This window comes from Ruegeria sp. YTSA168, from assembly GCF_059610045.1.
The window spans coordinates 15,760-29,029 of sequence record NZ_JBXWMW010000006.1 but is presented as its reverse complement, the minus strand read 5'-3'; the positions used below and the strand labels follow the sequence as shown (position 1 = coordinate 29,029).

18 protein-coding genes are annotated in these 13,270 nt (G+C 58.5%); 6 read left to right on the top strand and 12 right to left on the bottom strand.

The window, feature by feature from the left end; genetic code table 11:
* Window positions 1–68 precede the first annotated feature (68 nt).
* Window positions 69–1,127 (top strand): transporter substrate-binding domain-containing protein, encoded by a 1,059-nt coding sequence (locus AC2FFE_RS12620; protein ID WP_496819592.1) that lies wholly within the window; start codon window positions 69–71, stop codon window positions 1,125–1,127.
* Here the strand turns inward: AC2FFE_RS12620 and AC2FFE_RS12615 are convergent.
* The 4 genes from AC2FFE_RS12615 to AC2FFE_RS12600 form a co-directional block, all read right to left on the bottom strand.
* The gene (locus AC2FFE_RS12615) at window positions 1,124–1,471 is read right to left on the bottom strand and encodes a DUF8846 family protein (protein ID WP_496846791.1); all 348 of its coding nucleotides are present in this window, start codon (window positions 1,469–1,471) and stop codon (window positions 1,124–1,126) included. The two genes, AC2FFE_RS12620 and AC2FFE_RS12615, sit on opposite strands and share 4 nt — an antisense overlap.
* Before the next feature lie 52 nt (window positions 1,472–1,523).
* Entirely contained in the window at window positions 1,524–2,150 is a 627-nt protein-coding gene (locus AC2FFE_RS12610; protein WP_496819590.1) for a LysE family translocator, read from the bottom strand.
* Between the two features lie 108 nt (window positions 2,151–2,258).
* Complete coding sequence (dapD, locus tag AC2FFE_RS12605) at window positions 2,259–3,086, bottom strand: 2,3,4,5-tetrahydropyridine-2,6-dicarboxylate N-succinyltransferase (RefSeq protein ID WP_496819589.1); 828 nt, start codon at window positions 3,084–3,086, stop codon at window positions 2,259–2,261.
* A 108-nt stretch (window positions 3,087–3,194) separates the two neighbouring features.
* Window positions 3,195–4,106, bottom strand: coding sequence for a threonine/serine dehydratase (locus AC2FFE_RS12600; protein ID WP_496819588.1), 912 nt, complete (start codon window positions 4,104–4,106; stop codon window positions 3,195–3,197).
* A 79-nt stretch (window positions 4,107–4,185) separates the two neighbouring features.
* Between AC2FFE_RS12600 and AC2FFE_RS12595 the strand changes: the two genes are divergently transcribed.
* Both AC2FFE_RS12595 and AC2FFE_RS12590 read left to right on the top strand, forming a co-directional pair.
* Window positions 4,186–5,028 (top strand): LOG family protein, encoded by an 843-nt coding sequence (locus tag AC2FFE_RS12595; RefSeq protein ID WP_496846790.1) that lies wholly within the window; start codon window positions 4,186–4,188, stop codon window positions 5,026–5,028.
* A gap of 3 nt (window positions 5,029–5,031) precedes the next feature.
* Complete coding sequence (locus tag AC2FFE_RS12590) at window positions 5,032–6,129, top strand: cystathionine gamma-lyase (RefSeq protein WP_496846789.1); 1,098 nt, start codon at window positions 5,032–5,034, stop codon at window positions 6,127–6,129.
* On the opposite strand, the gene AC2FFE_RS12585 is transcribed toward AC2FFE_RS12590, so the two are convergent.
* Window positions 6,130–6,513 (bottom strand): hypothetical protein, encoded by a 384-nt coding sequence (locus AC2FFE_RS12585; protein WP_496846788.1) that lies wholly within the window; start codon window positions 6,511–6,513, stop codon window positions 6,130–6,132. It lies immediately after the preceding gene.
* A gap of 159 nt (window positions 6,514–6,672) precedes the next feature.
* Here AC2FFE_RS12585 and AC2FFE_RS12580 point away from each other — a divergent pair, with 159 nt between their 5' ends.
* Both AC2FFE_RS12580 and AC2FFE_RS12575 read left to right on the top strand, forming a co-directional pair.
* Window positions 6,673–7,593: a DnaJ C-terminal domain-containing protein gene (locus AC2FFE_RS12580; protein ID WP_496846787.1), complete on the top strand. Its 921-nt coding sequence runs from the start codon at window positions 6,673–6,675 to the stop codon at window positions 7,591–7,593.
* Window positions 7,590–7,928, top strand: coding sequence for a hypothetical protein (locus AC2FFE_RS12575; RefSeq protein WP_480500669.1), 339 nt, complete (start codon window positions 7,590–7,592; stop codon window positions 7,926–7,928). The genes AC2FFE_RS12580 and AC2FFE_RS12575 overlap by 4 nt, the downstream gene beginning before the upstream one ends.
* Before the next feature lie 8 nt (window positions 7,929–7,936).
* Here the strand turns inward: AC2FFE_RS12575 and AC2FFE_RS12570 are convergent, their stop codons facing one another.
* The 4 genes from AC2FFE_RS12570 to AC2FFE_RS12555 all read right to left on the bottom strand — a co-directional run bounded on the left by AC2FFE_RS12570 (window position 7,937) and on the right by AC2FFE_RS12555 (window position 10,977).
* Complete coding sequence (locus AC2FFE_RS12570; RefSeq protein ID WP_496846786.1) at window positions 7,937–8,560, bottom strand: cytochrome P460 family protein; 624 nt, start codon at window positions 8,558–8,560, stop codon at window positions 7,937–7,939.
* A gap of 189 nt (window positions 8,561–8,749) precedes the next feature.
* The gene (gene rlmN, locus AC2FFE_RS12565; RefSeq protein ID WP_496846785.1) at window positions 8,750–9,937 is read right to left on the bottom strand and encodes a dual-specificity RNA methyltransferase RlmN; all 1,188 of its coding nucleotides are present in this window, start codon (window positions 9,935–9,937) and stop codon (window positions 8,750–8,752) included.
* A gap of 169 nt (window positions 9,938–10,106) precedes the next feature.
* The gene (locus AC2FFE_RS12560; RefSeq protein ID WP_496846784.1) at window positions 10,107–10,274 is read right to left on the bottom strand and encodes a hypothetical protein; all 168 of its coding nucleotides are present in this window, start codon (window positions 10,272–10,274) and stop codon (window positions 10,107–10,109) included.
* Between the two features lie 169 nt (window positions 10,275–10,443).
* Window positions 10,444–10,977, bottom strand: coding sequence for an invasion associated locus B family protein (locus AC2FFE_RS12555; RefSeq protein ID WP_496819580.1), 534 nt, complete (start codon window positions 10,975–10,977; stop codon window positions 10,444–10,446).
* A 181-nt stretch (window positions 10,978–11,158) separates the two neighbouring features.
* Here AC2FFE_RS12555 and AC2FFE_RS12550 point away from each other — a divergent pair, with 181 nt between their 5' ends.
* On the top strand, window positions 11,159–12,157 hold the full coding sequence (locus AC2FFE_RS12550) for an asparaginase (RefSeq protein ID WP_496846783.1): 999 nt from the start codon (window positions 11,159–11,161) through the stop codon (window positions 12,155–12,157).
* 2 nt (window positions 12,158–12,159) lie between these two features.
* Here AC2FFE_RS12550 and AC2FFE_RS12545 read toward each other — a convergent pair whose 3' ends face one another.
* The 3 genes from AC2FFE_RS12545 to AC2FFE_RS12535 are packed head-to-tail and all read right to left on the bottom strand — an operon-like array spanning window position 12,160 to window position 13,248.
* The gene (locus AC2FFE_RS12545) at window positions 12,160–12,480 is read right to left on the bottom strand and encodes a YciI family protein (RefSeq protein WP_496819578.1); all 321 of its coding nucleotides are present in this window, start codon (window positions 12,478–12,480) and stop codon (window positions 12,160–12,162) included.
* Between the two features lie 22 nt (window positions 12,481–12,502).
* Window positions 12,503–12,931, bottom strand: coding sequence for an SRPBCC family protein (locus tag AC2FFE_RS12540; RefSeq protein WP_496819577.1), 429 nt, complete (start codon window positions 12,929–12,931; stop codon window positions 12,503–12,505).
* Window positions 12,919–13,248 (bottom strand): ArsR/SmtB family transcription factor, encoded by a 330-nt coding sequence (locus tag AC2FFE_RS12535; protein WP_496846782.1) that lies wholly within the window; start codon window positions 13,246–13,248, stop codon window positions 12,919–12,921. The genes AC2FFE_RS12540 and AC2FFE_RS12535 overlap by 13 nt, the downstream gene beginning before the upstream one ends.
* Window positions 13,249–13,270 lie beyond the last annotated feature (22 nt).

The following is a 13,270-nucleotide window of genomic DNA, read 5'->3' as shown; positions in this document are numbered from 1 at the left end:
TACTCTGCGGCCACCTTGCCCATGCATATACATTCGCGTTACAGGGCCGCGAAACGGGTGACTTGACCATGAAGCGCGCATTCTACGCATTGATCAGCCTGACTTTCGCCGTTCTCGCACAGCAAAGCCTGGCACAGACGCTAAATGTCACGACCGTGACACGCCCGCCGTTTTCCTATGTTGAGGACGGTGCCGAAACCGGATTCTCGATGGACCTGCTGGGGGCTCTTTCTGAGGCTTTGGGATGGGAATACTCTGTCCAGCGCGTGGATTCCTTTGCCGAGATGCTGGGCGCGGTCGAGGACGGATCGGCCGATTTGGCCATCGCCAATATCTCGATCACGGCCTCGCGCGAAACGCAGATGGATTTTAGCCAGCCGATTTTCGAGGCGGGCTTGCAGATCATGGTGCCATCGGACGCGGTGCGCAGACCGTCGCTGTTGCAGGCATTACTATCCACCGAATTGTTCATCGCCATTGGGCTGGCCTTCGCCATCCTGCTTGGCGGCGGCATGTTGATGTGGGGGTTCGAACGGCGCGCCCAGCCCTATTTCGACCGCAAGCTGAACGAGGCATGGTTCCCATCCTTCTGGTGGGCGCTGAATCTGGTCGTGAATGGTGGTTTTGAAGAACGGATGCCTCGCACACCATTTGGCCGCATTCTGGGCGTGGTGCTGGTGGTATCCTCGCTGTTCATTGTATCGGTCTTCACCGCCCGGATCACCAGTGTCATGACGGTGGACGCGATCACTGGAAATGTGAACTCGGTGAATGATCTCTATGGCAAGAATGTTGGCACCATTACTGGTTCAACTGCGGCCAGCTTTCTGGACCGGCGCGATATCGAATACGCAGGCTATCCGGGGCTCGATCAAATGCTTGAGGCATTCAAGGCCGAAGATTTGGACGCTGTCGTGTTCGACGCTCCTATCCTGTCCTACTTCGCAGCGCACGAGGGGCGCAGGATCGCGACGATGACCGGTAGCATCTTCCTGCGAGAAAACTATGGCATTGCCTTCCCGACTGGCTCGCCACTCGTGGAAGAGGTCAATCAGGCGCTGCTGTCGCTGCGTGAGGACGGGACCTATGACGAACTACACCGCAAATGGTTCGGATCGCAGAATTAAGAGGCTGAGGTCTCGTCTTCAAAAAACGGGGTCATCTGAGCCACGATTACCGCGTTTTCGTCCACCGCCCGCTGCATCAGGGAACGCTCGTCGGGATCGATGTCATGGCCCTGTGCCTCACGCTCAGCCAATGTGCCGTAACCGGTGACATCCAGCGGTGCCGTATCCGCCTGTTTCAGGATGGCCACAGTCTCGCGTACGGCCTCGGCCTCATCCACGCCACTGGCATAACAGATCAACGCCGCACCTGTTGCCCCGTCGGGCAAACCATCCCCATCCTTCCGTCCGATCTGAACAAGAAGGGTATAGACTTGCTGGCGCGAGGGCTTTTTCTGCTTTTCCATGCCACGGGCCTTAGCCCTGCGGCCTGAATTGGTCAAGCTTAGGGTCAGGACCCTAGCGCTCGGCCGTGGCCAGTTTGAGGGCCAGCGCAACAAAGATCGCGCCCGAAACGCGGTTCATCCATAGCTGAACCGAAGGCGAGCCCCTCAGCCAGCCACCCAACGTACCCGCTGCAAGGGCCACGGCTCCGAACACCACAACCGTCGCCAGGAACATCAACGCCCCAAGTTGATAGAACTGCCCGATCAGCGAGCCGTTCAGCGGATCGACAAATTGCGGCAGGAAGGCCAGCATGAAAATCGTCACCTTCGGATTGGCGATATTCATAATCAGCCCGCGCAGATAGAGTTTGTGCGTCGGAATCTCCGGCGCATCGCCCCCGTCAAGCGCAGACCCTGCCGCAGTGAAAGCCTTCCACGCTAGATAGACCAGATAGGCCGCACCAGCGTATTTCAGCGCTGCAAAGGCGGTTTGTGAAGTTTGGAAGATTACGGCCACGCCCAAAGCCGCTGCAGTGGTATGCACGATAAGCCCACTGGCCAATCCCAGCGTCACAACCAACCCTGACATCCGACCATAAAGCGCCGATTGCGTCATCACAAAGATATTGTCTGGCCCAGGAACAGCGGCCAGCGCAATCGCGGCCCCCATGAACAAGATGGCGATATCGATGGGGATCATGGGTCGTTCTCTTCCTGTGTGGCAGCGCCCGGTATAGCAGCATGATGGTCTTACGAAAAAGGCCGCGGAGCCTATCCACGGCCTTTTGCCATTCACGCTACGTTTGGATCAGTCGCGCAGCAACTCATTGATCCCGGTTTTCGAACGTGTCTTTTCATCCACGCGTTTCACGATCACCGCGCAGTAGAGGTTCACGTTGTTCTTTGATGGCATCGATCCGGCGACAACCACTGAATAGGGCGGGACTTCGCCATACATGACCTCGCCGGTTTCACGGTCGACAATCTTGGTCGACTTGCCGATGAACACGCCCATCCCCAGAACCGAGCCTTCGCGCACGATGCAGCCCTCGACTACTTCGGAACGCGCGCCGATAAAGCAGTTGTCCTCGATAATGGTCGGGCCCGCCTGCATCGGCTCCAACACGCCGCCGATACCAACGCCGCCGGACAGGTGCACGTTTTTGCCGATCTGCGCGCAGGATCCGACGGTGGCCCAGGTGTCAACCATCGTGCCTTCGTCCACATAGGCGCCCAGGTTCACGAAGGACGGCATCAGGACGACGCCCGGTGCGATGAAGGCAGATTTGCGGACAACACAGTTCGGCACCGCACGGAACCCCGCAGATTTCCATTGGTTGTCGCCCCAACCGGCGAACTTGCTGTCGACCTTGTCCCACCAGCCACCGCCTTGAGGGCCGCCGGTCTGCATTTCCATGTCCTTGATGCGAAAGCCCAGCAGGACCGCTTTCTTCGCCCATTGGTTCACATGCCAGTCGCCGCTTTCCAACTTCTCAGCAACCCGCAATGACCCGCTGTCCAGCGCGTTCAGAGTATCCTCGATGGCTTCGCGCTGCTCACCCGTGGTGGCGGGTGTAATCGTATCGCGCGCCTCCCAGGCGGCTTCGATGGCGGCTTCCAATTGCGCGTTGGACATTGGGCGTCTCCCTACAGAATCTGTTCGTGTTGGTTTGGCCTATACGCAAGTGAACCTCATGGCGCAATGCGACGAACACGGATCCGTTTGCGTCTGCGCCTCAACCAATCAACCGGCAAGCGGATCGGGCGCGATATTGCCACCGCAGATCAGGACGGCGACACGCTCACCCGGTTCGGGCTGATAGGCCCCCGAAGTTAGCGCCGCCAACGCTGCGGCCCCAGCCGGCTCCACCAGAATGCGATGTGCCTGCCATAGCATCTGCTGCGCCTCAGCAATGGCCTCGTCACTCACCAGAACCGAGCTCACGCCCTGTGCCAGGTCAAAGCAAATCTGGCCAATTCGCCGCGCACCCAAAGCGTTCGCGGCGATGCCGGACACGGACACATCCACCGGCTCACCCACCTTCAGCGCCGCATTCAAGGCGCAAGAGGTTTCGGGTTCGACCGCCACAACCTTGCGCGCGCCGTCAAACCACGCCAGCGCGCCCGCAATCAGGCCGCCCCCGCCAACCGCGACCAGAACGGTATCAGCTTTCAGCCCCTGAGCGTCCCACTCGGCAAAGCACGTCCCCTGCCCGGCCACCGTTGCGGGTGCGTCATAGGCATGGATTTGCATCGCGCCGGTCGCCTGTTCATGCGCCTGCGCGGCCGTCAGCGCGTTCGCGTATTCGCCCGATACAACGCTCAGGTCCGCACCGGTTTGCTTGATCAATGCGATCTTGGACGGCCCCGCAAGCTCGGGCACAAATATCTTGGCCGGGTAGCCCAGCGCCTGCGCCGCATAGGCGGCCGCTGCGCCGTGATTACCACCAGAAGCCGCCACCACTCCGGCCTCGGGAACATCAGAACTGATCAGGGTATTGAACGCCCCCCGCGCCTTGAAACTGCCGGTATGCTGCATCTGCTCCAGCTTCAGTTCGATGGGATAGCCCGGTATCTTGCTGGTCATTACCGGCGTCACCTGCGCATAGCCCGAAATGCGATGCTGGGCGGCTAATATTTCGCTCTTCCAATTCATTCTTGTCTTTCCGTGACTGGCGCTCTGCCCGCGAAGCCTATAGCTGTTTGAAAAACACGCAAGCAGGGATCGATCACCCATGAGAGAAGACCGTCACAGCCCGTTCCGCGACGCACAAACAGATCGCTCGACCGCGCGCGAGGTGCCGGATACGCCGCAGACCCGCTCGCCCGCCTATCGCCTTGCCTTTGCCGACGAAGAATTCCTGTGCCGGGATGAGCTGCGCCCGGTGCGTCTGCAACTGGAGCTGCTCAAGCCCGAGATGATCATGAGTGAGCGCCAGATCACCTCGACCATCGTCATGTTCGGCGGCGCGCGAATTCCGGAACCGTCGAAAAAGCACACAGCAAGGACCGAAACGCTGGCAAGTCTATCTCAATACTACGATGAAGCCCGCGAATTCGCGCGGCTGATGACCGAAAAATCCAACGAAACCGGTGGGCGTGAAAATGTGATCGTTACCGGCGGTGGGCCGGGTGTGATGGAGGCCGGGAATCGCGGCGCGCAAGACGCAAATGGCTGCTCCATCGGGTTGAACATCGTGCTGCCGCACGAACAGGCTCCTAACCTGTATGTGACACCCGATCTTAGCTTCAACTTCCATTACTTCGCGATCCGCAAGATGCATTTCCTGATGCGCGCCCGCGCCATCACCATTTTCCCCGGTGGTTTCGGCACAATGGATGAACTGTTCGAAGCCCTGACCTTGATCCAGACAGGCCGGATGGAGCGTGTGCCCTTCCTGCTGTTTGGTCGTGAGTTCTGGGAGAAAGTCATAAACTGGGCGGCACTGGCCGATGCGGGCACGATTTCGGACGAAGACCTCGACCTGTTCCGTTTTGTCGACACCGCGCAAGAGGCGGTTGATATCATCGAGAACTGGGAACCCGCCCCGCCCCGCGACGCCATTCCGGGGCGCTGAGCCATGGCCCCCAAGATCGGAGAGATGCTGCACCTGCGTGGCAATTCCTTGAACGAAGGTGAACCGGTGGCCCTGCCGCTGACCCAAAGCAGCATGTACCACCTGCCGGGCGCAACGGATGGTCTGGCCACTTATGGCCGCGTCGACAATCCGACATGGGTGCAACTTGAACATATGCTGTCACATCTTGAGGCCGCGCCGTGCCTCAGCTTTCCTTCGGGTATGGCGGCGATCTCAGCGGCGTTGTTTGCCACGGTTCAGGCCGGATCACGCCTGTTGATCCCGTCGGACGGGTACTATGTCACGCGCCTGCTGGCGGATCGGTTCCTCTCGCGCCTCGGGGTCGAGGTAGAGGAACGCGCAACAACGTCCTTTGCGGAGGGTGGTTTTAAGGGGTTTGACGTGGTGTTCGTCGAAAGCCCGTCGAATCCCGGTCTGGATATGATCGATCTGGCCGCCGTTGCTGAACAGGTGCGCGCCGCCGGAGGGGTAACAATTGCAGATAACACAACCCTGACTCCGCTGGGCCAGCGCCCGCTGGATCTGGGGATTGATGTGGTGGTGTCCTCCGACACCAAGGCCTTGGGCGGGCATTCGGATTTGCTGATGGGCCATGTGGCCAGCCGCAATGACCAGATCATGGAACGGGTCGAGGAATGGCGACGCGTCTCAGGTGCGATCCCCGGCCCGCATGAGGCATGGTTGCTGCATCGCGGGCTGGAAACACTGGACGTGCGCTACGATCGCATGTGCAGTTCAGCGCAAGTGCTGGCCGAACGGCTGGCCGCCCATTCCGCAGTCAGGCTGGTGCGCTATCCGGGGTTGCCTGGCGATCCGGCGCACGCACTTGCGCAGGCTCAGACGAAACGGTTCGGGTTTCTGCTTTCCCTGACGCTGGACAATGAGGATATGGCAGAAGCGTTTATCAACGGCTGCCCTTTGTTGCGCCCTGCGACTTCCTTTGGCGGCATTCACAGCTCGGCCGAGCGTCGCGCCCGCTGGGGTGATGATGTTGACCCCGGTTTCATCCGCCTATCCGTTGGATGTGAACCGGTTGAGGAACTGTGGCAAGCCATCGAGGCCAGCCTGAATGCGCTTTAGCTAGTTCTTGGGCGCGCGTAGTTCGGGAAACACGTAGATCGGCAGAACAATGCTGCCGATCAAGGCGCCCAACCACACCAGCAGCGTTGCCGCCAACAGATTTGCCACCCCTCCGATGGTTAGCCCGGCTGTGATCCATTCGGTCACCAGCAGGCCCACGAAAGTCACGATCAAGGCAATGCCGCCTTTGAGTGCAGGCGCTTTCTTTTCTCCGATCTTCAGGATCAACGGCTCTGCGATCACTTGAACAACGGTGAAGACAATGACCACGACCACAAATGACAAAGGCTTGATCGCAAAACCGGTCAGCAGCAGCACTGCCAATATCAACCCGATTGCGTTCCCGGCCAGCAAGGCCAAAGCGGATTTGAATCTGCGTGACATTCGGGGCCTCCGTCAAAGAACATTTGCGATCAAATAGATACTACCAGACCCGCCGGATTTTATGAAGCAATTCAGTTGCCTCTTCCTTTCGGCCGGTTGAAATCGCATGCTAAAACACATTCTTTAAGATTAGACCGACCCACATCCGCGAGAGGTGAGATGAGCGACGATCCCTATTCCGTCCTTGGCGTCGCCAAAGACGCCAGTGCCGCCGAGATCAAGAAAGCCTATCGGCGCATCGCCAAGGAATGCCACCCGGACCTGAAACCGGGAGATGCCGAGGCTGAGGCAAAGTTCAAAGCCGCCGCAGCAGCGTATGACTTATTGAAAGACCCCGAAACCCGCGCCCGCTATGACAATGGCGAGATTGACGCTTCGGGCCAGGAACGCCCGCAACAGCAATATTATCGTGACTATGCTGAAGCTGCTGGAAACCCTTATCGCGGGCGGCAGGCGGACCCGGATGATATGTCAGACATCTTCGCCGAGTTCATGCGCGGTCGCGGCGGTTTCGGTGGTCAGCAAACACAGGAATTCCACGCGCCGGGTCACAACCTGAACTACTCGCTGCAGATCAGCTTTCTGGATGCCGTGTTCGGGGCCAGTCAGAAACTGACCCTGCCCGATGGCAACCGGATCGAGGTCAAGATACCGGCGGGCATCACCACGGGCCAGACCATCCGGCTGCGGGGCAAAGGCGCTCCGGGCTATGGTGAGGGACCGGCAGGTGATGCGTTGGTTACGATCTCGGTGGCGGACCATCCGGTGTTCGACCGGCAGGGCAACGACATCCACATCACCCTGCCCATCAGCATTGATGAGGCCATTTTGGGCGGCAAAGTCCGCGCGCCCACGATCGACGGAGGTGTCAACGTGACCGTACCGGCAGGCACCAGCAGCGGCAAGACCCTGCGCCTGCGGGGCAAGGGCGTCAAAAAACGTGGCTCACCCGAACGCGGGGATCAACTGATCGAACTTACCGTCGCCTTGCCCGACCAGATCGACGATGAGCTTAAGCAATTCATGGAAACCTGGCGCCAAAGCCACGGCTATGACCCGCGCAAAGGAATGCCGTCATGACCCTGACCGAAGAGGAATTGATCGCCACCATCACTCGGCTGACCTCGGATCGCCTGACCGAATATCTGGCCGCCGAGATTGTGATTCCCGAGCAATCAGCACAAGGCGTGGTCTATCACAGCATCGACGTTGCCCGTCTGGAACTGGCCTGCGAACTGCATGAGCAATACGATATGGAGGCGGATGCCCTGTCGATGATGATCTCACTGATCGATCAGATGCACGGGTTGCGCGCCGAACTGCGCGAGGTTCTGAATGCTGTCGAAGCACAACCTGAACCCGTCCGCCAACAAGTGATCGAAGTGATCGGCACGGCGCGGTTCCAGCGTGGATAAGTTGAACGCTACCTAGCCTTGACCTGATACTCTTTGGGCACGAAGAAGGTGTAATCGCGCTCAGCCACTTGTTCGTGGCATTCATGGCAATAAGCAACCTGATTGGCGCGTGATCCGGTCGTATCGCCGTAAAGCGAACCGTCGGGCAGCACCATAATATAGCGCCAGTCAGCCGTTGCGGGGTTCGCGCCCTCAGGCAGCTTTTCCATCACGAACATCGCGCCGGGAAAGATCTTGCCTTCATCGGTGACCGTCATGCTGTCCTTTGCCAGAACCGACCCCACGGGCAAGACCTCTCCGTCCTGCAAGGCACCGTAATTGTGAGCCATGCGATTGGCGTAGCTGTTCACATATCGTTGACCGTGCGTCGCCGAGACATAGGGCGCATCATTGAACAGCGCCCAGCTTTGATAGTTCCGGATCAGGTCCAAACGGGCCGCCGCATATCCACGTGCCAGACGCCGAGCCAGAGATTGATAGATCTCCTCGGCCTCGTCCTTGCTCAGTTCAGCAGGATTCTCGATTGTGATGTGAGCATCGCGATCATCGGCTTTCGCGGTTCCGGTGTGGAAAGAAAATGAGAATGACGCGACCAGTATCATCCTAAAAATACTTGGAAAAATCGTACTCATGGTATTCGCCTATCCGAAAACAATTCGCCTGCCTGCGGTCCTCGCGCAGGTCATTGCCAAAGACTTAGCTTGTGGCTCGAACGAGCCCATTCCTCTCACAGCCTTGTGCGCAAAGGTGAGCTCGACCGGAACCGAACAGGACAAACATAGCAAATTTTGAGTTCAGAAAACAGGCGCTTGCAGTCTGGCTTAGTCGTTCAACCCAGCCTCGGCCTCAATCTGCTTGCGCGATTTGCGGACGCGTTCGGTGGCCGATTTCAGCTGGCCACAGGCGGCCATGATGTCTTCTCCGCGTGTTTTGCGGATAGGTGAGGCATAACCCGCCTGATAGATGATATTCGCAAAGGCGCGGATACGGTTGTTCGAACTGCGCTTGTACGGCGCGCCGGGCCATTCGTTGAATGGGATCAGGTTGATCTTGGCCGGAATGTTGTGGCGTTTGATATGTTCGATCAGCCGATGCGCATCCTCGTCACTGTCGTTGACGCCATCCAGCATCACATATTCAAACGTGATCCGCTCAGAATTCGAAGCATTGGGGTAGCTTGCGAGTGCTTGTAGCAGTTCCTCGATATTCCAGCGCTTGTTGATCGGGACCAGTACGTCGCGGGTCTCATCCGTGGTGGCATGGAATGAGATCGCCAGCAGGCAGCCGATTTCATCGGCTGTGCGCGCAATCTCGGGCACAACGCCAGACGTGGACAGAGTGATCCGGCGGCGCGACAGGGAAATGCCTTCAGGATCCATCGCGATTTTCATCGCATCACGGACGTTTTCGAAGTTATAAAGCGGCTCGCCCATGCCCATCAGAACAATGTTCGACAGCAGGCGCGTTTCGTCCTTGGGGGCACCGGGAGTTGGCCATTCCTCCAAATCATCACGGGCCATCATCACCTGACCAACGATTTCCGCCGCCGTCAGGTTTCGCACCAGTTTCTGCGTGCCGGTGTGACAGAAAGAACAGGTCAGCGTACAACCCACCTGGGAAGAGATGCAGAGTGTGCCGCGATCCTCTTCGGGGATATAGACCACCTCGACCTCATGCCCGCCCGCGATGCGGCACAGATACTTGCGGGTGCCATCTTCCGAAACCTGACGAGTCACGACTTCGGGGATTTCGATGACAAAGTTTTCGGCCAGTTGCGCGCGATAGGCTTTGGCCAGATTTGTCATCTCGGCAAAGTCCCGCACGCCCCATTGGTAGATCCACTGCCAGATCTGGCCGGTCCGCATCTTGGCCTGCTTTTCCGGTGTACCATGCTCAATCAGGACTTCACGCAGACGATCACGTGACAAACCAACCAGATTCACCTTCCCCTCAGGCAGCTTGCGGGGGATGGTCATTACGTCTTGCGTGATCGGCGCTTTGGGCGACATGCTGGTACCTTCTAGGGCGTATCTATGCAGATTCTGGCTTGGGATGCGCCTCTATATAGGAACGCGTGCAAAGATCAAAAGAAATCGTACCCAACACGCTGCAATGCCCGGAAACGCAGCTGGCCGCGGGGATCAGCGCCGCGGCCAGTCAGTTGAGGTCTGTACGGTGTCAGACACCTGAAGGTGGAACAAGGCAGTCTGCCGCATCCAGCTTTTTCACCGGATCTTCCGGGCCACATTGTTCACCGGTAACCGGATAGGTTTCTCCGTTGTTTTCACAGGCCGTCAACAGAACCCCACACACCATCATCAGCGCGATCAGAGATTTGTTCATCATATCTATCACTCCTTCGTTTCTCTTGAACCGATTAGTTCAGATTCTGAAGGCCGCGACATTGATACGGATCAAATTCAAAGCTGAAATCGCATAAAGGCACGAACGGGTCGCCATAACGACAAAGCCCCGCCAGATGACGGGGCCTTACACGTGTAAGCGTCACCTTAGTTTAGTTGGTGCAGCGCGTTTCGGCGTCTTCGATGGCAGCTGTAAAGCCCAGCAACGAAAACGTGTCCTTGGTCTGTGTTCCGCGTTCGGAGCGCGCGGTCAACACCGCCTCGGTCCCGCGTTTCAACGCCGTGACAATCTTGGCGTCATCGGCGGCTGTTGCCGGCCAAGCCCATTCGCCTTCAGTGAACAGCTCAAATTCACTGCCATCCACGTTCAGGTTCACAGTAGAGCCTGATGCGAACGGGTAGCCGCCGGTAAAGGTGACCTGGCCTTTGACCTCGGCATTGGGGCGATAGAACACGAACAACAGGATATCGCTGCGCCGAACTGAAACGACGCGGCCGCCGCGCGTGTTCACGGTTTCCTTAGGGGCAGAAACGCTCCAGCATTCGGTAGGATCATCTTCGACAAAAACGCTCCAATCGGTTTTTGCCGCTACGCGATTTGTGCTTGTCGCTTGTTGAGCGATTGCAGATGTGGCCATCCCTGCCACACACAGGCCCGCGATCACGCGGACGAGCATTGATCCCATTTGTCCAGCCTCCTAGCTCGACCTTTTACCTCATACCCACCGGAATGCCCGCGAACCCTGCCGGTTCGTCTTTACGAAAGTTGCGCATTCCGATGATTGCCGACATACACACACTAACGCAGGTTTCGCCACAGGCGAAAGGGCGATTGGCAGAATTTTGCGCAAAAAACCGGAGGTCCCGATGACGCAGCCCATCCCGATGACAGAACTGTGGCGCGGTCCTTTGCTGGAAAGCCTGCATCTGGGCCACGCCGTCATCTGCGACGATAGCGGCCAGATTGTGCAAAGCTGGGGGGACCCGAACGCGGTGATCTATCCGCGCTCATCCGCCAAGATGATTCAAGCACTTCCCTTGGTCACCTCCGGCGCGGCGGCAAAATACGGGCTAACGTCCGAGCATCTGGCGCTGGCCTGCGCGTCCCATAACGGGGCTGCCATTCACACGGATCGCGTAACCGCCTGGCTGGATCATCTGGGGCTATCAGAGCCCGATCTGCGCTGTGGCCCGCAGGAACCGGCGGACAAGGCCGCGCGCGACCGGCTGATATTGGCCGACGATACGCCCTGTCAGATTCACAACAATTGTTCGGGCAAACATTGTGGGTTTCTGACCCTGGCGCAGCATATGGGGGCCGGGCCGGAATATCTGGACATCGATCATCCGGTGCAGCAGGCAAGCCTGTCTGCATTCGAGGAAACCACCGGTGAAACCAGCCCCGGTTATGGGATTGACGGCTGTTCGGCGCCCAATTTTGCCACATCTTTGGTGGGTCTCGCCCGTTCCATGGCCTGGTTTGCATCCGCCGGCGACCGTTCGGATCGGTCTAGCGATGCGGCGCAGCAACTGACGGCGGCCATGATCCAGCACCCGGATCTGGTTGCGGGCGAAACGCGCGCCTGCACCGAACTGATGCTCGCCATGGATGGCCGCGCCGCGATCAAAACCGGGGCCGAGGCTGTCTTTGTGGCTATCATCCCCGAGAAACGGATGGGCGTGGCCTTGAAAATCGCCGATGGCACAACCCGCGCCAGTGAATGCGCGATTGCGGCCATCCTTGTCAGTCTTGGCGTACTGGAGGCCGATCACCCGGCCACCTGCAAGTTCATGAATGCCACGCAATACAGCCGCCGAGGGCTGGAATGTGGCGTGATCCGGCCTGCACCAGGTTTCCCCGGTTAGGCCTAGGCCTCGAATTCGTGGATTTCAGCCACCTCGACTGAGCCGGTACCGCTGACGACCATAGGGCAGCCCTTGGCCATCTCGTTCGCCGCTTCAACCGAGTCAGCCATGACCACACTAAATCCCGACGCGGGATTTGCACCACCATCCTCGGCAACGCCCGAAGCACTGACGGTATAAGACTGCCCGACCGGGTTGCCCGGTATCTTGACCGCAGGACCCATATCCTGAAACCAGACACCCCATGCAGCCATGGTGGCGTCAATTTCGGCCTGAGACTGCGGCGCAGCACCGCCATGATAGACAAACAAATATTGGGGCATTTCGCTCCTCCCTGTTGAAACTCTATTTGCACTGCGCTGCGAGTTTGCGCAGAGACGATGTCCAGCCTTTGTTATGATTTGCGGCGGCCTCGGCATCGACCAGTTCGCGGTGATCCAAAACCAGCAGCGATCCGGCGCCAGAGGCGGTGACAGTAAAGGTCACATGGCTTTCGACACCGCGCTGATCCTGATCGTCATGCCAGGCCCAGGTGAACCCGACCGAGTTTGGTGGATCGACATGGGTTACATGTCCGGACACCTTGTATTGCTGCCCTTCGGCATTCTCCATCACCGAATACCAGGGACCAGCGCGCGAGAAATCCAGATTGTGTTCGGGCACATGCATTCCCTCGGGCCCCCACCATTGCAACAGCTTTGCCCCGTCCGAGACCCAAGCGAACAGAGTTTCGGGGTCAACCGGAAACTCCCGTTCGAGTTTCAGGTCGGCCATGAGGTTTCCCTTTCCAAAATGTCGCCCAAACGATCCAGGCTGCTTTCCCAGAATTGCCGTTTTGAGATCGTCCAATCCGCAATCGCCCGCAGACCTTCAGGCCGCACGGTATACATGCGCTGCGTGCCCTGCACGCGTTGTTGGATCAGCCCGGCCTCGCGCAGAACTTTCAAATGGCGTGAGATTGCCGCGCCTGACATGCCCTTGCCGTCGATCAGATCACCGGCAGGCAATTCCCCATCGGCCATCAACTGCTCGACAATCGAGAAACGCGTGGCGTCGGATAAAGCGGAAAAGGCGGTCAGAAGCGTGTTCATGACCACTATTTAACATGAGTGT